The organism is Microbulbifer sp. MI-G (assembly GCF_030440425.1).
Taxonomy (GTDB): domain Bacteria; phylum Pseudomonadota; class Gammaproteobacteria; order Pseudomonadales; family Cellvibrionaceae; genus Microbulbifer; species Microbulbifer spongiae.
In genome coordinates this window covers 4,219,138-4,238,614 of sequence record NZ_CP098023.1, presented here as the reverse complement: position 1 = coordinate 4,238,614, position 19,477 = coordinate 4,219,138, and the positions used below count along the sequence as shown (strand labels likewise).

The following is a 19,477-nucleotide window of genomic DNA, read 5'->3' as shown; positions in this document are numbered from 1 at the left end:
ATACACTGGAGTCCAACGCCTAGCTTTGCGCATTTTTTGTGCAATCTCTTCATTCCTTTTTTAAGCACAAAGCTGATTACGTTGCCGGACTGCTGTAACTGGATAGGGTCAAAGATGCCACCGCGGACATAGCCATTACCTTTAAAGGAATATTCCCCGGTAGCTCCCCCCTTCCCTCATCACCTCAGCGGCACTGTCACCGGGGTTCAGCGCACCCATCAGCCAGTCAAATTGCGTATCACCGAATGAATTCCGATTGACAATGGGAGCATCCACCGGGGCGTTATACAGCGCAATAAACGACTTTTCAGCATCGGTGGGATTCTTGGTCGCCTCGGTTTCAGAAAAGGCCGCATCCACTTTTTTAGGTTGTAGCTTACGTATAGGTCTGTAGCAATTCTTATCTTATGCACAGATTTGATCTGAGGCAGATAAAGAGAATTTCAATTTATTGTCGCGATCACTCCGTGACCGAGAGGAAAAGCAAGAAACACACTTTAGAGATTACAAAAAATTCGGGGGAAGCAAAGCGGGGCTGGCGGTAGCTAATGACTGATTCTTTTTTCGTCTGTATAAGAAGCAACTAAAGGGGGCTCGCGGAAACAGCTGGACTCTCAAAGAACTTCTTTAATGCAAGCAATAGCATATATTGACATATCAAAGCTTTAGTCTGCCTGATCCACTGTATTCCTATTAATCAAACTGAATAAGCGATGCTTGGTTGAGAAAGAGTTGTGAGAAATTCCCTTGAAATGAAAAAAGTCTGCGTTATAAAACGCGCACATGGATTGCCTTGCTTTCTATGCTGAATCACAACATTAACCATATCTTTGTTAAGGGAATAACAATATGAATAAAATATTGCCAATTTTTTTAATAATATTTTCCAACTTTTTCACCAGTCTTAGCTATGCAAATTGTCGCTTGGTTGACAGGACAATAAATCTGCAAGAAGCTTACCCTTTTGTCATTTTCCCCACCACAGTCAACATCAAGGATGCTGAGGGGGAGTGTAGCGTCGTACAAGCAGAAACTCATGGACTTCTTATTAACAATGTGGCGCGAATACCTTTGCAATGTGTGCCAGTAGAATTCACCAGCATGTCAATTCTGTTCGAAGACGAGAACGGCCAGGTAATTCAAGACACTCTGCCCAATGCCATCGCCACTCGGGCAGCCTGTAGATAGACTAAATTGTGGTAGTTCACTTGCACTGAACTACCTGCTTATAAACCACGAAAATATACGAGACTTTCTTCTAGGGCCTGTTCACACTAATTAAAGTATCGACAAATAGCTGCAGGAAATGCACGGCCCGCATCACGCGGTTACCCTTACCGGGTGCAATGTGCAGATCTACCGTATGCTCCTTGATGGCGACCAGCGTGAAGGTGAAATAATCCTCCAGTTCCATTGGCTGAAATAGTCGACAGGGTAATATAGGCATTTTTAATGGTTCCTTATGTCGCCTGTGACAGAAACGCCGGGCAAAAACCCATAGCGCCGCTTCTCTCGCCGCAGGCGTAATCCGTGTGGGAAAAAAAGCAAAGGGAAAATTGCAGCGTGCACAGCCGGAGCGGTGCGCGGCTCAAGTAAAAGACCGCACCAATCATCACGCAACGCCACAGCACACTCCGCCCCCGGGTGCCCGGGTGACTCGCAAAACGCGCCTTCAGGGAGACGTTTATTGAAGGCGAACGAGTGTATGGCGTATCATTCAAGACAGCCTCGCTAGATATCTTAGTTATCTATTGGGGCTAGCCATCTCTCGATGTTGTCCGCACTGGGAGGTGGCGTTTTTCTCTTATTTACGCGGTCATGATGCGGTTCTTCTTTGTTTTTTGAAGTTTATTGTAGTGATGGATTACCTGCGAGCGCTCCGTTACCGGGCGTCTCGTGGGTAGAGCGATATTCTTCGCGCTCTTTTTATTGGTTTTTTTCGCTTGCGCCGGTTTACTGGTTGGACGCTAGGGCAGCAGATCAACCCCAATGTCTTTTAGCAAGGAATACAATCAAGGTGAAGCTTCAGGTAACATCAAGTTCAGTTCCCACCGGCTGCTGAAGTGGTTTGTTGTGCATCAAGGCATTGAGCATTGATTCCCCGGACATCCGGGATTGTTTTTTGCCTATCGCCCACGGATTAACACCTTGCCCCTTCTCCATGTACCATAGCGGAAAAGGCATTAGTTTATTGCCCGGAAAAAGGGCTCCAATCACTTGGCCCACTCACCTCTGACTCCATTAAAAACGCTCAGGGTCAATAACAGTGCTTTGTGCTGGTGTTATTATTTCGCCGCGACCATTTGGCCCCAGTCTTTTGCGGTCAACCGATACAGGCAGTGACGCGACAGCGGGCTTTCAGCGGGCACCTGGCGATGGGCAAACACCAGGGCATCCCGCTGCATACCAAGGCGCTCCATCACCCGCTGGGAGCGAAGATTTGGCAGGGCAGTGAAGGAGGCCACTTCGGCCAGTTGTAAACGTTCAAAGGCCACCGCCAGGGATGCGCGCGCAGCTTCAGTGGCGTAGCCCTTGCCCCAGTGGGGATGGGCCAAGCGCCAACCAATTTCTACCGCAGGGGCAAACGGCAGATCATCGGGGACTGGTTTGATGCCGACAAAGCCGAGAAATTCACCGCTCTCTTTAAGTTCCAGCGCCCAGAAGCCCCAGCCATACTCTTCTATATATGTACTGTTACGATCGACACCCGCATCACTTTCTCCCCGTGTGAGTAGTGCAGGAAAAAATGCCATTACCCTGGGGTCGGTATTCATTACGGCGAGAGCGGGTTTGTCTGCCTCTCGCCACTGGCGTAATTGCAGGCGTTCGGTGTTTGGTTGTATTAGTTCAGCCATTGGTTAATAACTATTTTATGATTTGTTCTCCTTGAAACCTTCGGCCGGGGCGACCATAAAATCACAGGCGTCGAGCCACTCACGCTGCTCTGGATAGGCGGTCACCACAAAGCCCAGCTTTTCATAAAGTCTGCGTGCTGCCAAATTAGTGCGCAGTACAAATAAGGAGCACTCAGTGACCTCCAAGGCTTTGATACCGGTTTGTGCGAGCCGGGTAACCAGAGTGCTTCCCAGCCCGGTCCCGCGATGATTGGGAGAAACAATCAAGCGTCCCAAATGACAGCGGCCCAGGTGTCGGTAATACTGGCCAAAGGCGAGCAGTTTACCCTCACGGTTCTGGAGAACGTAGCTTGGCAACTCCGGCCAGCGGCAATCCTCAAGGAAAGATGCCCTATTGAAAGGAAAGCGGAACTGCGGGCCGCCCCACTGCTGGCACTGCTGTCGATCCGGCAGCCAGGACATCAGTGTTGAGAATTGTGTTGCCCGCATTGGCTCCAGCCTGAAACTGTCCAATGTTGACCCCCAGGCTTATTCGTTGCGGCACTTTGCCAGCCACCGGTCCAACTGATCGGCGAAGGCTTTGCGATCCGCCTGGCTGAGCGCCGGCGGGCCACCGGTATGCACGCCGCTGGAACGCAGGGTATCCATAAAGTCGCGCATATTCAGGCGCGCGCGGATATTGGCCTTGGTGTAGCGTTCACCGCGGGGGTTCAGGGCCTCGGCGCCCTTATCAATGACCTCCGCCGCCAGGGGGATATCGCTGGTGATCACCAGATCCCCGGCTGCACAGCGCTGCACAATTTCATTGTCGGCCACATCAAAGCCCGCGGTCACCTGCAGGGAGCGGATATAACGGGACGGCGGCACCCTGACTGCCTGGTTTGCTACCAGGGTCATTTCTGTTGCAGTGCGCTCTGCAGCGCGGAACAGAATTTCCTTGATGACCACCGGGCAGGCATCGGCATCGACCCAGATTCTTGTCATGGCTATAGCGCCTTTTCGAGTTTATCGGGCGGCAGCCCCGCATCGCATTTCCTGCAGTTGAGTTGAACGCCCAATCTGGATGCGCGCCCCGCCTCAGTGATTACCCAGGGCCGGTTGGTCCAGGGCGGATTGTGGCGCACATGCTGGCAGTGGCCACAGGCAAGCTCGGCTACCCAGTGACCCTCTCCATCCAGATGATAACCGGCAATGGGTTGTTGCATGGGATGACACAGGCAGAGAATAGGGCGCATTTATAGCCAATCCCACCGTCAAAGTACACGCCCAGGCGAACCTTCGTACGGGTGCTGGGAGGAATCGAGCCAAGGCTGATAGAATCCCCCGCTTTTCCGTCGCGCAACCATGTAGCCCCATCTATGACCCAGCTCAATCCCCGCCAATCGGAAGCGGTGAAATATGTCGATAGTCCCTGCCTGGTACTGGCCGGTGCCGGCTCCGGCAAGACCAGCGTCATCACCCGCAAGATCGTTTACCTGATCGAGCAGTGTGGCTACGCCGCGCGCAATATCGCTGCCCTCACCTTTACCAACAAGGCCGCGCGAGAAATGAAAGAGCGGGTGGGCAAACTGCTGGCGGGGCCGGATGGCAAGCGCTCCAGGGCAAGTCATGGCCTTGTCGTATCCACCTTCCACAACCTGGGCCTGAATATCCTGCGCAAGGAATATCGCGCTGCCGGCCTGAAGCCGGGCTTCTCCATCTTCGATGCCGAGGACGCCCGCGCCTTGATCAAGGAGCTGATGCTGCGCGATGGTGATCTGGATACGGACCTGCTCGACCGGGTGCAGAACCAGATCTCCAACTGGAAGAATGATATGCGCACACCGCGCCGGGCCCTGGAGCAGGCACAGAGCCCCGGTGAACAGGCCATTGCCATTGCCTACGATCGCTACTGCGAGGCCCTCAAGGCGTATAATGCGGTGGACTTCGACGACTTGATCCTGCTGCCGGTGCAGCTGTTCGACAGTGACCCGGAGTTGCTGCTGCGCTGGCGCAGGAAGATCCGCTACCTGCTGGTGGACGAATACCAGGACACCAACAATGCCCAGTACCTGCTGGTGAAACTGCTGCTGGGGGATCGCGGCAGTCTCACGGTGGTGGGGGACGACGATCAGTCCATCTACGCCTGGCGCGGCGCGCGACCGGAGAATATGACTGCCCTCAAGACCGATTTCCCCGGCCTGCGCCTGATCAAGCTGGAACAAAACTACCGCTCCACCAGTCGTATTCTCAAAGTGGCCAACCAGTTGATCGCCCATAATCCCCATGAGTTTGACAAGGCGCTGTGGTCCGATCGCGGCCTGGGGGAAGAGATTCGCGTGATCAGGATGATCAACGAAAATGACGAGGCCGAGCGCATCGCCAACGAGATCTACCTGCAAAAAAGCCGTCGCGGCTGCAAATTCAGGGATTTCGCCGTGCTCTACCGCGGTAACCACCAGGCGCGCTTGGTGGAGCTGAAGCTGCAGGAACACCAAATCCCTTACCAGATGTCCGGGGGCACCTCGTTTTTCGCCCGCACCGAGATCAAGGACGTGATGGCCTACCTCCGCTTGCTGGTGAATCCCGACGATGACAACGCTTTCCTGAGGATTATCAACACCCCGCGCCGCCAGATTGGCACCAGCAGCCTGGAAACCCTGGGCCACTATGCCAAAAGTCGCGAGGTCTCCCTGTTCAAGGCCTGTTGCGAACTGGGCTTCAAGGCCCAGATTAACGAACAGGGCTACGAACGTCTCAACCGCTTTGCCCTGTGGCTCGAGGGTGTACAGCGCAACTGCCGCGAAACCACTGCCAGCGAGGCCCTGCGCGAAATGCTGGAGGATATCGACTACGCCGGCTGGCTGGCGCAAAACGCCAGCAGTGAGAAAGTGGCTGAGAAGCGCATGGAGAATGTGTACTGGCTGCTGGAGTCCCTCAACAAGATCATGGCGGGCACCGATGATGCACTGGAGCAGGATATCCGCCTGGAACAGGCCATCTCCAAGCTGATCCTGCGGGATATGCTGGAGCGCCAGGAGGAAGAGGAGGCTACCGATAAGGTCAGTCTGATGACGCTGCACGCCGCCAAGGGCCTGGAATTCCCCCATGTCTTTATGATCGGCATGGAGGAAAACCTGCTGCCGCATCGCAACAGTATCGAAGATGACAATATTGAAGAGGAGCGCCGTCTCACCTACGTCGGTATCACCCGCGCGCAGCGCACGCTGACGATGACCCTGGCCGGCAAGCGCAAGCAGTTCGGCGAAATTCAGGACACCACGCCCAGCCGCTTTTTGGATGAATTGCCCGAGGAGGATGTAATTCGGGAGGGATTCGGCAAAACCACGCCGCAGCAGAATCAGACAAAGGGAGAGGAGACCCTGGGGTCGTTGTTGCGCATGTTTGATTGAGGTGCGCGCAGCGCGATACCTTTATCCTTGTTGCGCCAGCAGCGCCTGGTACTCTCGTGGGGCATAGGCCATGACCGGCGAACAAAAAAGGCCGCTCCTTGAGCGGCCTCCGGGTAGCGTAAGCGGCTACTTGCTTTTTTCCACCATATAGTCGACGGTCGCTTTGATTTCGTCATCGCTGCAATCCATACACAGGCCTTTGGGCGGCATGGCATTGATACCGTTGATGGCGTTGCTGTAGAGCGTCTCCATGCCCTTGGCGATCCGCGGCGCCCAGGCGGCCACATCGCCGAGCTTGGGTGCACCCGCTACGCCGGCTGCGTGACAGGTGAAACAGCTCGCGTTGTAGATCTGCTCGCCACTGCGTCCAGCGGCACTGGCACTCTCCGGTGCCGCTGCTACCGCTGCTGCACATGCCTCACCTTTCATACAGGTTTTGCCCGCCGGAGCAATACGCTCGGCAATCTCCTGGTCAACAGACTGGGCCACTGCGGCAGCCGCACTGACGGTCAGTGCCGCCACAAAACCCAAAATACTCTTCATACTACCCCCCTCAAAGGACCGAACAGAATTCACCCCATACCACTGCGTACTTCAACGCCACGCATTATAAGCACACCACCAGTCCTTGCCAAAGGCCGGTTGAGCCGACACAATGCCTTTCACACCCCGCACTGCTTCTGTATACTCCGCCCACTCCGTACCGGCAGTCACTCTTGCCCTGGCAGAAGACAGCATTGTTCTTGTGCGTCCGGGGGCGGATCACGGGGTATCGGCCCTTTCCAACAGGCCACAGGGGTTGATGGTCCAGGCCCCACACTACCCGCTCGTAGCTCAGCTGGATAGAGCGCCACCCTCCGGAGGTGGAAGTCGGGGGTTCGAATCCCTCCGAGCGGGCCATCTTGTTTTTGGTCAAATCGGATCAGAACCGCGGTAGTGTGCTGCAAAAAATCATAAGACAGCTTTTTTTGACGTCTCACTGAAATCCCGGTGTGGCTATCCAGTGCATGGCCGAGGGCCTTATACCACTCCTCAATACCAGAACGTACTTTCAACCCGCCTTGAATCACCATCGGCCGAACCCGTCTCGTTTGTCGTCCGTCTATGAAAACCGGTTTTTGCTTGAGCGGGTTGTTGCACATTACCCGCTATGTGGATTTGGCGCACTGGCTTGGGTTGACAACAAAGAAAAAATCAGCGATTCGGGAGGCCGGGTTGCTTTTTATCCTTTGGTAAGAAAGGAAAATAATGGGTCAACAGCTCGGAGCCTGTCAGCTTCTGGTATCGCAACTGCGCGAGGAGATAGGTCACATCCCCCGCGAGTGGAGTTTCTACACTGTTCTATTGCCTGGAAAACCAGCTGTTAAGTCAAGAAACAATGGATTGGCTGTGTGGCGGGTTGTCATCAGCTATCCAGGAACCAATAACTGTGGAAATGCACGGAGATCCACTGGTATCCCGGTGGCCTTGCTGTGCCCCACGGTGTCCAGTTTTTTCAGAAGAGCGGTTTTTGTGTATATCTGAACATCGCATCCGTTGCAGCCTGCCCTCGGACTGACAAGGCGTATGGTAGCACGTTGTCGCTTGAATATTGCTTTTCGCTTGTTTTTTTAATGCCATAAAAAAGCGGTTGTCATAGTTTGGCAGCGATTTTTTTCCGGAAAAACAACAGCGTTGCAGTGTCAGCGCCGTTGTTAAATCCGCTATATGGCCTCAGCGGAATTGCTTTTGATCGGGTATTGATACTTGGCGTCGGGATTACTTGCGCTGGTCCTGTTTACGGGCGTTATGCGCTTTTTCCAGTCTATGCTGCTAGTACTGATCGCAATTTTATCAAACTGATAATGAGGCAGAGATTTCCGCTTCGTTGAATTCCCCCTGAGCAAACCAGGTGCAAAAGCGTCGTTAGATAGCATTTTGAGTTGCAGGGACCTACAGTCAGTGGCGGTTACCTCTTTGAGGCTGTGCTCACCCGGCAGTTTGGTGTTCGGTGTGATAAACAGGCGTTCGAATCAGGCAGGGAGTGAAAATCACGCTGCAATGAGTGACGGCAATTTGCTGTCCGTGGTTTCAGTGCATTGCCAGGTGATTTTGACAGCAATGAATTCCTAATAGAATTTGGTGCCACGGATGGAAAATTATCACATGGTAGCTTCCAAGCTGCGCTGTATCGTTTTTTTATTTGTTGTGTTGAGTGCACAAGTGGATGCTGACTTTGTGGGAACGCTCAATCTCTATGCGAAAGGCGGCAAATACTGGTTCCACGACGATCGTCTCAACGGCACACCATTTCAGGATTACACCCTGCGGGATACCACGGGTGTCGGCCTTGGTCTCGGGTTCAATATGACCAATTACTGGGCTATGGAAGGCGTTGTTGATTACTTTACGGTGAATGTCAAGGAAATTCCCGAGAAGGTGGAAGTGTACAATTATCACCTGGATTTGCTCTACCAGTTCGCGGGACAATTCTGCGGTAACTTTTGCTGGCAACCCTATGTTGCCTTTGGTATCGGTGAGATCCGTATAGAGTTCGATGATGCACCGGATCGCTACTATGCAGACAGGGAGGATGAATATCCGGATGTTTGTCGTTACGAACTTGAATATCCGGGAGACGATTGCAATTGGGATGATCGCCAGACGATGTTTAATCTCGGTCTCGGAATCAAATACAGCCTGGGACCGCGCTGGCAGGCGCGTGCGGATGTGCGTCTTTTTCAGGGTATAGAAGAGGGCGGGGTGGATGGATTTGCCAGTATTGCAGTAGGTTACCAGTGGGTTGAATATCCGGATTTCTGGTATGACGAGGATGCCGACGGGGTTATCGATGCAACCGATCAGTGCCCGCAAACGCCGGTTGGTATCGATGTGCATCTCGATGGATGCCCTTTGGATTCGGATTTTGATGGGGTGCCCACCTATCTGGACCAGTGTCCAAATACCCCGATCGGTATCGCCGTGGATGAGTATGGATGTATCCGATGAGCTGGGTTTCCCGGGGCGGGTACATCGGCCCGCTGGGTCAGGAAACAACATTTCCGGCGTTGGCGGGCTGGACGGGTTCTGACCCGGTCCGGCTCGTGTTCGGGCGCGCATCGACAGCGTTTTTGGGCAGGCTATTCACCGCGTAATGCCTCCAGCTGTTCGGAAGTTTCCAGCCACTCCAATTCCAGCGCTGCGAGCCTCTCGCTCTGTTCGGTTTGCACCTGGTTGAGTCGGGCGATCTCTTCATGCTGCCCGCCGCTGTAAAGGCTTTCGTCCGCGAGTTTTTCCCGGGTTTGGGACAGTTGTTTCTCTGCTGAAGACAACTGGTGCTCGAGGGTTTTCAGTTTTTTTGCCAGGGGTTTCCACTGCTCGCGCAGTGCAGCGGCGGTGCGCCGCTGGGTTTTTTTGTCCCCGACCGGGCCGGTGTTGTCCCCGGCAGTGTCCGGTGTTGTTTCCCCGCGGCGTTTTTTCTCGCGATTGTAGCCCAATAGCCACTGCTTATACTCTTCCAGGTCGCCGCTGTAGGGTTCGGCGCGTCCATCTGCCACCAGAATAAATTCATCGGCGGTATTGGCGAGCAGGTGGCGGTCATGGGAAACCAGCACCACAGCGCCGGAAAACTCCGCCAGCGCCAGGGTCAGGGCGTGGCGCATTTCCAGGTCCAGGTGGTTGGTGGGTTCGTCCAGCAGTAGCAGATTGGGTTTTTGCCAGGCCAGGATCGCCAGGGCCAGGCGTGCCTTTTCTCCTCCGGAAAAGCCCGCCACGGTCTCAAATACCCGGTCGCCAACAAAACCATAACCGCCGAGAAAATCGCGCAGGGACTGTTCGCTGGCATCGGTACTCAGCCTCTGCAGGTGTAGTAGCGGGGAGGCGGCAGTGTCGAGGGCTTCCAGCTGGTGTTGGGCAAAATAGCCAATCGCCAGGTGCTCCCCGCACTGGCGCTCGCCACTCAGGGGGGGAAGTTGCCCGGCAAGGGTCTTGATCAGTGAGGATTTGCCCGCGCCGTTGGGGCCGAGCAAACCGATACGACGGCCCGGCTGGATACCCAGCTGCACTTTATGGACCACGACCTTACCGGTATAGCCGATGTCTGCCTCACGCAGGTCGACCAGGGGATTGGAGGTTTTTTCTGCGCACGGCAGAGTGAACTGGAAGGGAGAGTCCACATGGGCCGGGGCGATCCGGGCCATGCGGTCCAGCGCCTTTAAACGGCTCTGGGCCTGTTTGGCTTTACTGGCCTTGGCGCGAAAGCGCCGCACGAAATCTTCCATATGTGCGCGCTCGGCCCGCTGCTTTTCGTACTGAAGCTGTTGCTGCGCCAGACGCTCGGCGCGTGCGCGCTCAAAAGCGCTGTAGTTGCCGCTGTAGAACACCAGTTTTTGTCGCTCGAAACTGACAATGCCGTCGACAACTGCGTCGAGGAAATCCCGGTCGTGGGAAATCATCAGCAGTGTACCGGGGAAGCGCTGCAGCCACTGCTCCAGCCACAGGGTGGCATCGAGGTCCAAGTGGTTGGTGGGTTCGTCCAGCAGCATCAGATCTGCCGGGCACATCAGAGCGCGCGCGAGATTGAGGCGGATGCGCCAGCCACCGGAAAAACTGTGCACCGGCCGTTGTTGCTCGGTGTGGGAGAATCCCAGGCCACTGAGCAATTGCGCTGCCCGCGCCGGTCCGCTGTAGCCATCAATACTCGCCATACGCTCGTGCAGTTCTGCCAACTCGTGACCATCGGTATCACTGCAGCTCTCCGCTGCCGCCAGCTGTTTTTGTAACTGGCGCAGTGCTCTGTCGCCATCGAGGACATAGTCGAGGGCGGGCTGGTCGCTGGCCTCGACCTCTTGGGCCATATGGGCGATACGCCAGGTGTTCGGCAAATCCACCTGGCCGGCATCGCTCTCCAACTGGCCGAGCAATAGCTGGAACAGGGTGGACTTGCCACAGCCATTCGCGCCGATAATCCCCACCTTGTGGCCGGGGAAAATGCGGCAATCCGCGCTGAGCAACAGTTCCCGTGCCCCCCGCTGCAGGGAGACACCTTGCAAATTGATCACTGTAAAAACCTCATGGAAACAGCCCGAGGGATGCTAGGCTATGCGGCGGCAGCGGGCATCATCGCCGATGGCGCCGGTGCACAAAAAGTGAGGATTCTAACGTGACACAAACCGCACCTCCATCTCTCCTGCAGGAAAACCCCCTGTGGCAGTTCAGCCTGGTGTTTTATCACCACAATGATGTGAAAACTTTCCTGCTGCACTGTCAGGACAGGCGGGGTGCTGACGTATGTATGATGTTGTGGGCGAGCTATGCCGCTGTCTGTGGGCGCCAGTTGAGTGATGAACTCTGGCGGGTGGTCGATCGCAGTTTGCTACCGAGGCGATCAATGATCCGCAGCCTGCGGCATTTGCGCCGCCTACTGGGGTATCTGTGCCCCCGTGTTTTGGGGGTCTACGAGATGTGCAAGCGCTACGAACTCAAACTGGAGCGCCTGCAACTGGCGATGCTGTGGACAAATTGCGCTGGGGATTGGTCGGGTGATCGCCCGGCCCTGGAGCTGGCCGCTCAGCAATACGGTCTGTTAGAAAAGGAACAGGCCCGTTGGGTGGGTCTGATAGAGAGCTATCTGGCGAGTTCGAAAGGCCTGGGTACCGGGTAAGCCCCCTGCTCCCCGGCTGCCGTAGCTGTGCGTGGGATATGCCTCGGGCAGTCAGGCGGCTGAAGTACGGATTGCAGAAAAAATACAAAGTGCCGGGATTGTCCAGCGCCCTGGGGAGGGCCGCAAGCGCAACCGGTGTTTGGCGTTTGCGTCCTCCCAGGGCGAAGTGCGATCGGCCGGCGTGGTGGGGCTGGCCTATGCGGGTCAATTACTCACCGCTGTGCCCCTCCGCGGAAAACAGGCTGTTGGCAGGGGTGGCTGGCGTAATGCCTGGCGTTGGGGGAGTGGTTTCCAACGGCAGTTCCTGCTTGGGAGTGGTGGTGGTTTTCACATCGGGTTTGGCCTTTTGCGATACGGCTGTTTGACCGGGTTCTGCCTTCTTGGGCTTTTCACTCGCTGATTTTTCTGTTTTCGCGGGTTTTGCCGGTGCCTTGGGCTTGGGGGCTGCCGCTTTGCTGGCGGTAGGTTTGGCGACCTTTTTCACCGCTGGTGCTGCTGACTTTTCAGTCTTGGTCAGCGGCTTTTTCGCTTTGGGAGTTGCACTCTTTGCCGCAGCCTTGCGTGCTTTGGTGGTTTTCTCAACGGGCTTTTTGGCGACGATTTTTTTTGTGGGCTTTGCACTGGCCGCTGTAGTCGCTTTGACGGTGGTTTTTGCCGTGGTCCTCTTCACCACTGTGGACTTGGACTGGCTGGCCTTGGGCCGGGCCTTGCCAAGTTGCCTCGCCGCTGTGGCTGCGGCCTTGCGCACGGTCTCGGCTGCCTTGCGCTCGGCTTTCGCCAGGGCTTGCAGTGCTTTCGCATCGGCGAAAGAGGCTCTGGCGAGCTGCAGTGTTTCGCTGCACTTCTCGACATTGGCCTTGGCGCTATCGACGCGCTTTTTGGTAGCGGCGGTCTTGCTAGCTTTGGCCGCGGTGCGGGCGCCTGTGAGTTTGGCCTTGGCCCCGGCCAGTTTGTCTTTTGCCGTGGTGAAAGCCTTTCCGGCTTTCAATACCGCCTTTTCGGCATCGGTAACCTTTTTGTTGCGGGCTTTATCCAGCTTGACAGTGAGTTTGGATATTTGCGCTTCCAGTTCTGCGACCGGATTGACAGCTTTTCGTTTTGCAGCCATGAGTAAATGTCCTGACGTTTATTATCGATTGGCACATCCGGGCAGTGCACTTGCCTTGCCTAAACACGAACGACACCGTTCAAGTAGAGGCGTGCGCACTGTGCATCGCTCCGAAACCGGAAAGAATCTCACACAGTCCGGAACAACAACCGGTGAGTGACTGATAATAGCGCTGTTTTTAAAAAAAATGTATGCCGAACGCAGTGAAAAAAGCGCAGGTCGTGCATTTTAAGCAGTGCCAATCGGAACCCTACGGGGGGATGTGGTGTCCTGCACAGTGTGCGCGTCTGCGGTATGCACTGGGAGTCGCCTTGGGTTAGACTTGTTCGCACCGGTGGATAAGGTGCGCCTGGCGGCTTCGGGCTGGTACAGGGCCGCTCGGGAGACCGCCGATGGCGTTGGACCAAGGTCAAGCGCAAATCCATAAACGCAATACGGACAAAGAGACAACACCCATGAATAAATACCCTTTGGCTGCAGCAATTGCCCTTGGCCTGGTGCTGACCGGCTGTGACAAGCAGGGATCCAAACAGGAACAGGAAAAAGAAATTGCCCTGGACACCCAGGAGAGGAAGGTCAGCTATATCATTGCCGAAGATATGGCCAAGCGCCTCCAGGCCCAGGATGTGAAGCTGGACCCTCAGGTGGTGTTGATGGCACTTGAGGATGTCGCCAGCGACCGCGAACCGCGCCTATCCGATGAGGAGAAGCAGCAGACCATCGCCGCCTTCCAGGAAAAAATGCAGAAGAAACAGCAGGAGATGCTGGCTCAGCAAGAGCAAGAATTTAAAGAAACTGCCGAGAAAAACCTGAAAGAAGGCGAGGCTTTCCTTACAGAGAATGCCAAGAAGGACGGTGTAATCACCACCGATTCCGGCCTTCAGTACAAGGTGATTACCGAAGGCTCTGGCAACACCCCCGGCGCCGACAGCACCGTTGAAGTGGATTACAAGGGCACCCTGATCAATGGTGAGGAATTCGACAGCTCCTATGCCCGTGGTGAGCCGGTCCAGTTTCCGGTCAGCGGTGTGATCAAAGGGTGGACCGAAGCCCTGCAGTTGATGAAAGAGGGTTCGAAATGGGAGCTGTATATTCCCTCTGAACTCGCCTATGGCCCGGGGGGTGCCGGTGGCAAGATCGGCCCCAATGCGACGTTGATTTTTGAGGTGGAACTGCACAAAGCCAATGTCAGCAGTGCTGAGGCGCCGGAGAAAACAGAAGAAGACAAAAAGAGTGAGCCGCAGTCTGAGTGATTTGACTTTCGGAACTTTGCTTAACAGGGGCGCTCACAGGGCGCCCCTGTTCGTTGGCAGTGGATCAATCGATATTCCCCGGGATCAGCCGCGGCTCATTGTGGCTGACCTGAAGCGGGGTACATACCGAAAACGGGCTGACGCCGTGGGAGCACTGCTCCAGCCTGGAGCGGGCTAGTTTTTGTGTGCGGTGTGCAGCAGGGCAATCATCCGGTCTTCCGAACTGAAGCGGGTTTCCAGGGCCTCACCCAGTCGCGAGAGATCCGGAGCCAGGCTGGACAGGTCATCGGTTTCCAGATACTTGTCATTGAAGTCGACAGCGATATCCGTTGTGGTATCTATATCCCGATAGAGTTCATGCGCTTTCTGCAGTCCCTGTTTGTCATCGAATGCCTGTCCTTCGCGCATCAGTTGTTCATAGACTTCAAAGTGACCGGCTGAAACATAATCCACCAGCAGTTGGCACAACTGGCGCACCTTGCCTTCGGTGTCCAGGTCGCTCTCACTGAATTGCTTTTTTTCCAAAAGGTGGTAAAAGCTCACCAATAGCGTTTGCCGTGATTGCAGCCATCGGTCGATAATTTCGCTGACACCACCCCAGCGTTCGCGTGCCGATTTACAGTTTTCCAGCATTTCCAGGATTTCCTTTTGTCACTCTCGCCCCCGCGACCAGCTTTATTGCCGGTTCCGAAGGCCTCGCCAAGATAAGGGATTGCTCCGCCGGCAGCAAGGCAAAGAGCACAATCCACGCCAGAACACGGGCGCGTGTATGGGTCACTGCCTGCACACAGCGGAGGATTAATGAATACCGATAATCAGTGGCAATAATATGGCAGTCAGGGCGCCGCAGAGCCCCATGGCGAGGGCGGCGCAGGCACCGCACAGGGCACTGATTTCCAGCGCGCGGGCAGTGCCGACAGCGTGGGCGTTGATGCCCAGGGCAACCCCCAGGATGCGTTCGTCGCGGATACCCAGGCGGTGCAGCAAAGGCGGACCCGCCAGGGCGCCGACAATACCGGTAAAAACCACGATGCCCGCTGTGAGACTCAGCGCCGCGTGCATTTTTTCCGCGAGCGCCAATGCAATGGGCGTGGTGATGGATTTTCCACTGAGCGCCAACAGGGCCGTTTCGCCCGCGCCCAGCAGGAGTGCGATGGCAATGGCGATGACGGGGGCGAGAATGGCACCGACAGCGATCGTCACCAGTAGTGGCCAGCCGGCGCGGCGAATGACAGCCAGGTTTTGCTTGAGCGGTACCGCCAGGGCCACTACTGCAGGACTGAGCAGGGCATAGAGCAGCCCACTGGCATTTTGATAACTGCGGTAGGGGATATCCAGAATGACGAGCACTGCCACCACGACCAAACTGGCGGTGACAATAGGGTGCAAAAGCACCGTGGCAACGTATCGGTAAAGGGTCACGCCAAGCAAAAATGCCCCCAGGCTCAGGGCCAGGGCAAACAGGGGGCTGTGTAACAGCTCAGTCACGCCTTTCCGCTCCGGTGGATTGGTGCAACAACTTTCGCAGCAACAGCGCGCTCAGGGTCAGGCTGATCAGGGTGCCAAACACAATGGCGGTGCACAGGGCGAACCAGTCGGAGATCGTCAGGTCGCGCAGGAAAAAAACGCCCACCGCGGCGGGCAGTAATAACAGTGGTAACAGGTAGAGTAGCTGTGTGCTGATTCTGGCCAGTCCGCGGGGGACCCGGCCATAGAGCATCAAACCACACAGCAGGAGCAGCAATCCAACAACAGCGCCGGGCACGGGCAGGGAAAGCGTGTCGCTGAGGAAGTCGCCGAGGCGCTCACACCCGAACAGGATGGCGCCGCCGCCCAGCCACTGGGTTATGTTGCACGGAGTAAGTGAGGCCATCTCGCCAGGGGCGGCGCGGTTGCCACCGGTTGTTGTCAGGGTTTGCGGAATGCCTGCCAGCCGCCAAACAGGATCAGCCCGGCAAAGCCCAGTGCGGACCAGCCCGGAATACTCAGGCCCATCATGGTCCACTGCACCTCGGCGCAGTTACCATCACCGGTGAGCAGCGCCCTGAACACATCGGTCGCAGGGAAAGCGTCGAGCATATAGCTGATACCGGGACCGCATGCGGGCACCTGGTCTTCCGGCAGGGACTGCAGCCACAGCTGGCGTCCGGCGAAGTAGAGCCCGCCCACAGCCCAGATGGAGACCAGCAGCCCGTAAACGCGCCTGCCGATGGTGTCGGGATTGTGTAGGAAGGCGATCAGAGAGACGAGCCCAACACCGAGCAGCATCACCCGTTGAGTGATACACAGTTTGCAGGGCTCCAGGCCGCGCGCGTACTCCAGGTAAAAAGCGCAGCCGAGCAGAAAAATAACGAATAGAAAAACCAACAGAAAAGTAATGCGCGGGTTGGGTAGTGTCATGGCTTGTCAGATCCTGAATAGTGCTGCCGAAACCGGACGGCTTCGAGATTCAAGTCGGTCATTAGTGCGTTGAAGTTGTGTTCCAGTTGCTCCCGCCCGGCGTTCAGCTCGGGCAGCATTTCCTGCAGGGCAACCGGGTGGCGCAGGCGTTGCCCGATACGTTCGAGGGTGAGGCCGGCGACCCGCTCCTGGCGGTAGTTCTGCAGTAGTTTCAATTGCTCTGCGCGGTCAATAAATGCCATTGCACGGGGTGGAATATACCGTCTGTCGCTGCGAAAGTCTCTCCAGCAGCCGGTGCAGAAGTCCTCCAGATCCAGCGGGTGCCACTGGCGCCAGTTCTGTGCCAGCAGGTGGTCGAACCAGATATCCAGGGCAATACCGGCATAGCGGCGCCACCTGGGGTCCGGCACCTGCAGTGCAACGCGATAGGCCTCGTGGGCCGCGGTGGCGGCATCAATACGGCGGTGCAGCCGTATCCCCGCTTCAATGGACGCTGGCCGCTCACCGTGCAGCGGACCCTTCACAAAGTCGCCCAGCAGACCGCCAAGGCGCCAGCGCGCCTCGGGTCCGGAGAGCAGCAGGTGTGCCAGGTAGTTCATGGGGTTATCCACAGGGGTGTCATTGGCGCCTCACCCGGTGCCAGTCGCCGCTAGTCCTGGCAACAGAGGTATTGTGCGTAGTAGTGGCTGAGAAAGTCTTCAAAAGAACCTTTGTCATCCGCTTCAACCTGCTTCTGCCTGAGCAAAGATTTCTCCGCGAGGCGGGAGAATTCGCGCACTGCGTTGCTATTGAGCGGACGGTCGAGGAAATAGCGGCGGTGCTGTTCGGCTTTTTCCATGGCCCACTGAAAGAAATTCAGTTGTTGCGCCTCCAATTCCGCCAGTATCTGTTGTGATGGCGTGGGTGTCTCGCCACGAACCTTGGCGCGCTGTATATCCACGGCACTGCGGTACTGATTGCCGCCCCAGGCGCTGTCGAGCAGCTCGGCAACCGTGTCTATTTCATCGAGCAGCTGGAGTCCCCAATCGCCGAGTGCGCGCACTGTACCATTGTGGTTTAACGGCAACTTCGCCTCGTTGCCGCGATAGACGATACGCTGTTGATTTTCCTGGGTTGCCCGGTAGTCGGCGTCGCTGGCTTTGGGGCTGTCTGTGAGCAGGCAGTGCAACAGGAAACTGTCGAGAAAACGCATTTGCTGTGCATCGATGCCGAGAGGCGCAAAAGGATTCAGGTCGAGGCAGCGCACCTCGACATACTCGACGCCGCGATTGTTCAGAGCAGACAGCGCCGTCTCGCCGCGCTTGGTCGGGTTTTTGGGGCGAATGGGCGAGTAGAATTCATTTTCGATCTGTAGTATGCCGGCAGATAGCTGTTGGTAGTGGCCGTCTGCATCCTTTATACCCAGCGCCCGGTAGGGATTGTAGGGGCGGCTGATGGCGGAGCACAGGGTGGAAAGATAGCTGCGCAGATCGTTGTAGCAAACAATCAGGGATTGTTGTACATCACTGTTGTATCCCAGATCGCCCATGCGCAGTGAGGTGGCGTGAGGGGCGTAGAGGGTGTGGCTGTCGCCGTTGAACGGGGCCAGTTTGTGTTGGCGGCCCTCCACAAACGAAGAGCATACCGCCGGCGCCGCGCCAAATAGATAGATCAACAGCCAGTAGTTGCGGCGGAAATTGCGAATCAGGTCGAAATAGCGGCGGGTCTTGAAGCTGCGCAGGGATTCGCTGCTGTTCTCAAACTCGTGCAGCCACAGCCAGAAGCCGTCTGGCAGGGAGAAATTGTAGTGGATGCCGGCGATGGTTTGCATGGCACGGCCATAGCGCAGCCCCAGGCCGAGGCGGTAGATGGTTTTCATGGTGCCGCTGTGGGAGTCGCCGTAGCGCGCCACCGGAATATCCTTATCCGCGCCGATGGCACAGGGCATGCTGTTGACCCACAGGCGCTCGTCGCCGATTTGACTGTAGGTATACCGGTGAATGCGATCGAGAATGTGCAGGGCCTCTTCTGGGGTGGCTACCGGCGGCGTGATGAACTCCAGCAGGGCTTCGGAAAAATCCGTGGTGATGCTCTCGTGGGTGAGTGCCGAGCCCAGTGTCTGCGCGTGCGGTGTCTGTGCCAGGGTGCCGTCGCGGGCAACCCGCAGGCTCTCTTTTTCCAGGCCGCGACGTATGCCCCTGAGCAGTTGCACAGGCTGGGCCTGCGCGAGGGCGGCTAGGTGGGGAATTGGCACTCGAATCTCCTTGGTACTTCCGGGACGCACACTTTCATCGCTGTGTCGGGTGGCTTGTGCCGGAGCTGAAAGCGCGACCGTTCAGGCGGTCGACTCCGATTTGGATCTACGTTCGTCGGGTTGTGCGGGTGTTTCCTCCGGGGCGGGCTCTGGTGCGACCTCGGGTGCCTGCTCCGGCGCGACCTCGGGTTCTGGTTGAGGGTTCAGTTCTGGATTGCGCTGCGGGGGTACCTCTTCCGGCGCCGCCGGGGGAATTTCCGGCTCGCCCTGAGGGCTGGTGCCTGAGACAGCTGCCAGAGCCTCTGCTGGAATCAGGGGCTGGCCCTTATTGTTCAAATCGCACTGCAATAACTCAATGCGCAGGCTGACATCACGGGTATTGGCCTCGAACATCTGGTTGATGGCGATATCCTTGTGCTCACTGCGGAACAGCCTGCTCGGCTCACGGCCGTCCAGCCATTCGCCACTTTTACTCAGAAACTGCTGGTGCTGGTTGGACAGCACATACACGTGAATCATTATGTTGGGCAACTTTGATGCTGTGACAGGAAGGCAGTTTAGCGACGGGCGCGGTGTGGCTCAAGAAGTCCTTTGG

At 56.4% G+C, this 19,477-nt stretch carries 21 protein-coding genes and 1 tRNA gene; 6 read left to right on the top strand and 16 right to left on the bottom strand.

The features are described from left to right. Window positions 1–141 precede the first annotated feature (141 nt). Complete coding sequence (locus M8T91_RS17510; protein ID WP_301415508.1) at window positions 142–360, bottom strand: hypothetical protein; 219 nt, start codon at window positions 358–360, stop codon at window positions 142–144. Between the two features lie 489 nt (window positions 361–849). On the opposite strand from M8T91_RS17510, the gene M8T91_RS17505 reads away from it, so the two are divergent. Then, a complete protein-coding gene (locus M8T91_RS17505; RefSeq protein WP_301415507.1) occupies window positions 850–1,188 on the top strand; it encodes a TGF-beta family protein in 339 nt (112 codons plus the stop codon). Between the two features lie 70 nt (window positions 1,189–1,258). Here M8T91_RS17505 and M8T91_RS17500 read toward each other — a convergent pair whose 3' ends face one another. The 5 genes from M8T91_RS17500 to M8T91_RS17480 form a co-directional block, all read right to left on the bottom strand. Then, window positions 1,259–1,447 (bottom strand): hypothetical protein, encoded by a 189-nt coding sequence (locus M8T91_RS17500; protein WP_301415506.1) that lies wholly within the window; start codon window positions 1,445–1,447, stop codon window positions 1,259–1,261. An 838-nt stretch (window positions 1,448–2,285) separates the two neighbouring features. Beyond that, a complete protein-coding gene (locus tag M8T91_RS17495) occupies window positions 2,286–2,855 on the bottom strand; it encodes a GNAT family N-acetyltransferase (protein ID WP_301415505.1) in 570 nt (189 codons plus the stop codon). A 15-nt stretch (window positions 2,856–2,870) separates the two neighbouring features. Next, entirely contained in the window at window positions 2,871–3,344 is a 474-nt protein-coding gene (locus tag M8T91_RS17490; RefSeq protein WP_301415504.1) for a GNAT family N-acetyltransferase, read from the bottom strand. 39 nt (window positions 3,345–3,383) lie between these two features. Beyond that, complete coding sequence (locus M8T91_RS17485) at window positions 3,384–3,839, bottom strand: YaiI/YqxD family protein (protein WP_301415503.1); 456 nt, start codon at window positions 3,837–3,839, stop codon at window positions 3,384–3,386. A gap of 2 nt (window positions 3,840–3,841) precedes the next feature. Next, window positions 3,842–4,090, bottom strand: a complete 249-nt coding sequence (locus M8T91_RS17480; protein ID WP_301415502.1) for a DUF3565 domain-containing protein — start codon at window positions 4,088–4,090, stop codon at window positions 3,842–3,844. Window positions 4,091–4,213: 123 nt separating this feature from the next. On the opposite strand from M8T91_RS17480, the gene rep reads away from it, so the two are divergent. Further along, entirely contained in the window at window positions 4,214–6,247 is a 2,034-nt protein-coding gene (gene rep, locus M8T91_RS17475; RefSeq protein WP_301415501.1) for a DNA helicase Rep, read from the top strand. Between the two features lie 126 nt (window positions 6,248–6,373). Here rep and M8T91_RS17470 read toward each other — a convergent pair whose 3' ends face one another. Continuing rightward, on the bottom strand, window positions 6,374–6,790 hold the full coding sequence (locus M8T91_RS17470; protein ID WP_301415500.1) for a c-type cytochrome: 417 nt from the start codon (window positions 6,788–6,790) through the stop codon (window positions 6,374–6,376). A gap of 280 nt (window positions 6,791–7,070) precedes the next feature. Between M8T91_RS17470 and M8T91_RS17465 the strand changes: the two genes are divergently transcribed. Next, a tRNA-Arg gene (locus M8T91_RS17465) sits at window positions 7,071–7,147 on the top strand. Between the two features lie 1,245 nt (window positions 7,148–8,392). After that, the gene (locus tag M8T91_RS17460; protein ID WP_301415499.1) at window positions 8,393–9,235 is read left to right on the top strand and encodes an outer membrane beta-barrel protein; all 843 of its coding nucleotides are present in this window, start codon (window positions 8,393–8,395) and stop codon (window positions 9,233–9,235) included. A gap of 131 nt (window positions 9,236–9,366) precedes the next feature. On the opposite strand, the gene M8T91_RS17455 is transcribed toward M8T91_RS17460, so the two are convergent. Beyond that, complete coding sequence (locus tag M8T91_RS17455) at window positions 9,367–11,286, bottom strand: ATP-binding cassette domain-containing protein (RefSeq protein ID WP_301415498.1); 1,920 nt, start codon at window positions 11,284–11,286, stop codon at window positions 9,367–9,369. A 101-nt stretch (window positions 11,287–11,387) separates the two neighbouring features. Between M8T91_RS17455 and M8T91_RS17450 the strand changes: the two genes are divergently transcribed. Next, the gene (locus M8T91_RS17450; protein ID WP_301415497.1) at window positions 11,388–11,888 is read left to right on the top strand and encodes a TIGR02444 family protein; all 501 of its coding nucleotides are present in this window, start codon (window positions 11,388–11,390) and stop codon (window positions 11,886–11,888) included. A 208-nt stretch (window positions 11,889–12,096) separates the two neighbouring features. Here M8T91_RS17450 and M8T91_RS17445 read toward each other — a convergent pair whose 3' ends face one another. Next, window positions 12,097–12,996, bottom strand: coding sequence for a hypothetical protein (locus M8T91_RS17445; protein WP_301415496.1), 900 nt, complete (start codon window positions 12,994–12,996; stop codon window positions 12,097–12,099). Between the two features lie 455 nt (window positions 12,997–13,451). On the opposite strand from M8T91_RS17445, the gene bamJ reads away from it, so the two are divergent. Then, a complete protein-coding gene (bamJ, locus tag M8T91_RS17440; RefSeq protein WP_301419137.1) occupies window positions 13,452–14,249 on the top strand; it encodes a BamJ family beta-barrel-assembly machinery protein in 798 nt (265 codons plus the stop codon). Between the two features lie 174 nt (window positions 14,250–14,423). On the opposite strand, the gene rsd is transcribed toward bamJ, so the two are convergent. The 7 genes from rsd to M8T91_RS17405 form a co-directional block, all read right to left on the bottom strand. Further along, window positions 14,424–14,882: a sigma D regulator gene (gene rsd, locus M8T91_RS17435; protein ID WP_301415495.1), complete on the bottom strand. Its 459-nt coding sequence runs from the start codon at window positions 14,880–14,882 to the stop codon at window positions 14,424–14,426. Between the two features lie 165 nt (window positions 14,883–15,047). Further along, a complete protein-coding gene (locus M8T91_RS17430) occupies window positions 15,048–15,737 on the bottom strand; it encodes an LrgB family protein (protein ID WP_301415494.1) in 690 nt (229 codons plus the stop codon). After that, complete coding sequence (locus M8T91_RS17425) at window positions 15,730–16,122, bottom strand: CidA/LrgA family protein (RefSeq protein ID WP_301415493.1); 393 nt, start codon at window positions 16,120–16,122, stop codon at window positions 15,730–15,732. The genes M8T91_RS17430 and M8T91_RS17425 overlap by 8 nt, the downstream gene beginning before the upstream one ends. Window positions 16,123–16,157: 35 nt before the next feature. Then, entirely contained in the window at window positions 16,158–16,649 is a 492-nt protein-coding gene (locus tag M8T91_RS17420; RefSeq protein WP_301415492.1) for a disulfide bond formation protein B, read from the bottom strand. Continuing rightward, window positions 16,646–17,248, bottom strand: coding sequence for an acyl carrier protein phosphodiesterase (locus M8T91_RS17415; protein WP_301415491.1), 603 nt, complete (start codon window positions 17,246–17,248; stop codon window positions 16,646–16,648). The genes M8T91_RS17420 and M8T91_RS17415 overlap by 4 nt, the downstream gene beginning before the upstream one ends. Before the next feature lie 50 nt (window positions 17,249–17,298). Next, window positions 17,299–18,882, bottom strand: coding sequence for a glutamate--cysteine ligase (gene gshA, locus M8T91_RS17410; protein WP_301415490.1), 1,584 nt, complete (start codon window positions 18,880–18,882; stop codon window positions 17,299–17,301). Window positions 18,883–18,963: 81 nt separating this feature from the next. Then, window positions 18,964–19,413 carry a hypothetical protein gene (locus tag M8T91_RS17405; protein ID WP_301415489.1) on the bottom strand — a complete coding sequence of 150 codons (450 nt, stop codon included), beginning with the start codon at window positions 19,411–19,413 and terminating at the stop codon, window positions 18,964–18,966. Between the last annotated feature and the right edge of the window lie 64 nt (window positions 19,414–19,477).

Excerpts from the sequence above, each read along its gene's own strand:
- M8T91_RS17505 (WP_301415507.1), top strand. The coding sequence starts at position 850 with ATGAATAAAATATTGCCAATTTTTTTAATAATATTTTCCAACTTTTTC.
- M8T91_RS17500 (WP_301415506.1), bottom strand. The coding sequence starts at position 1,447 with ATGCCTATATTACCCTGTCGACTATTTCAGCCAATGGAACTGGAGGAT.
- M8T91_RS17495 (WP_301415505.1), bottom strand. The coding sequence starts at position 2,855 with ATGGCTGAACTAATACAACCAAACACCGAACGCCTGCAATTACGCCAG.
- M8T91_RS17490 (WP_301415504.1), bottom strand. The coding sequence starts at position 3,344 with ATGCGGGCAACACAATTCTCAACACTGATGTCCTGGCTGCCGGATCGA.
- M8T91_RS17485 (WP_301415503.1), bottom strand. The coding sequence starts at position 3,839 with ATGACAAGAATCTGGGTCGATGCCGATGCCTGCCCGGTGGTCATCAAG.
- M8T91_RS17480 (WP_301415502.1), bottom strand. The coding sequence starts at position 4,090 with ATGCGCCCTATTCTCTGCCTGTGTCATCCCATGCAACAACCCATTGCC.
- rep (WP_301415501.1), top strand. The coding sequence starts at position 4,214 with ATGACCCAGCTCAATCCCCGCCAATCGGAAGCGGTGAAATATGTCGAT.
- M8T91_RS17470 (WP_301415500.1), bottom strand. The coding sequence starts at position 6,790 with ATGAAGAGTATTTTGGGTTTTGTGGCGGCACTGACCGTCAGTGCGGCT.
- M8T91_RS17460 (WP_301415499.1), top strand. The coding sequence starts at position 8,393 with ATGGTAGCTTCCAAGCTGCGCTGTATCGTTTTTTTATTTGTTGTGTTG.
- M8T91_RS17445 (WP_301415496.1), bottom strand. The coding sequence starts at position 12,996 with ATGGCTGCAAAACGAAAAGCTGTCAATCCGGTCGCAGAACTGGAAGCG.
- bamJ (WP_301419137.1), top strand. The coding sequence starts at position 13,452 with ATGAATAAATACCCTTTGGCTGCAGCAATTGCCCTTGGCCTGGTGCTG.
- rsd (WP_301415495.1), bottom strand. The coding sequence starts at position 14,882 with ATGCTGGAAAACTGTAAATCGGCACGCGAACGCTGGGGTGGTGTCAGC.
- M8T91_RS17425 (WP_301415493.1), bottom strand. The coding sequence starts at position 16,122 with ATGGCCTCACTTACTCCGTGCAACATAACCCAGTGGCTGGGCGGCGGC.
- M8T91_RS17420 (WP_301415492.1), bottom strand. The coding sequence starts at position 16,649 with ATGACACTACCCAACCCGCGCATTACTTTTCTGTTGGTTTTTCTATTC.
- M8T91_RS17415 (WP_301415491.1), bottom strand. The coding sequence starts at position 17,248 with ATGAACTACCTGGCACACCTGCTGCTCTCCGGACCCGAGGCGCGCTGG.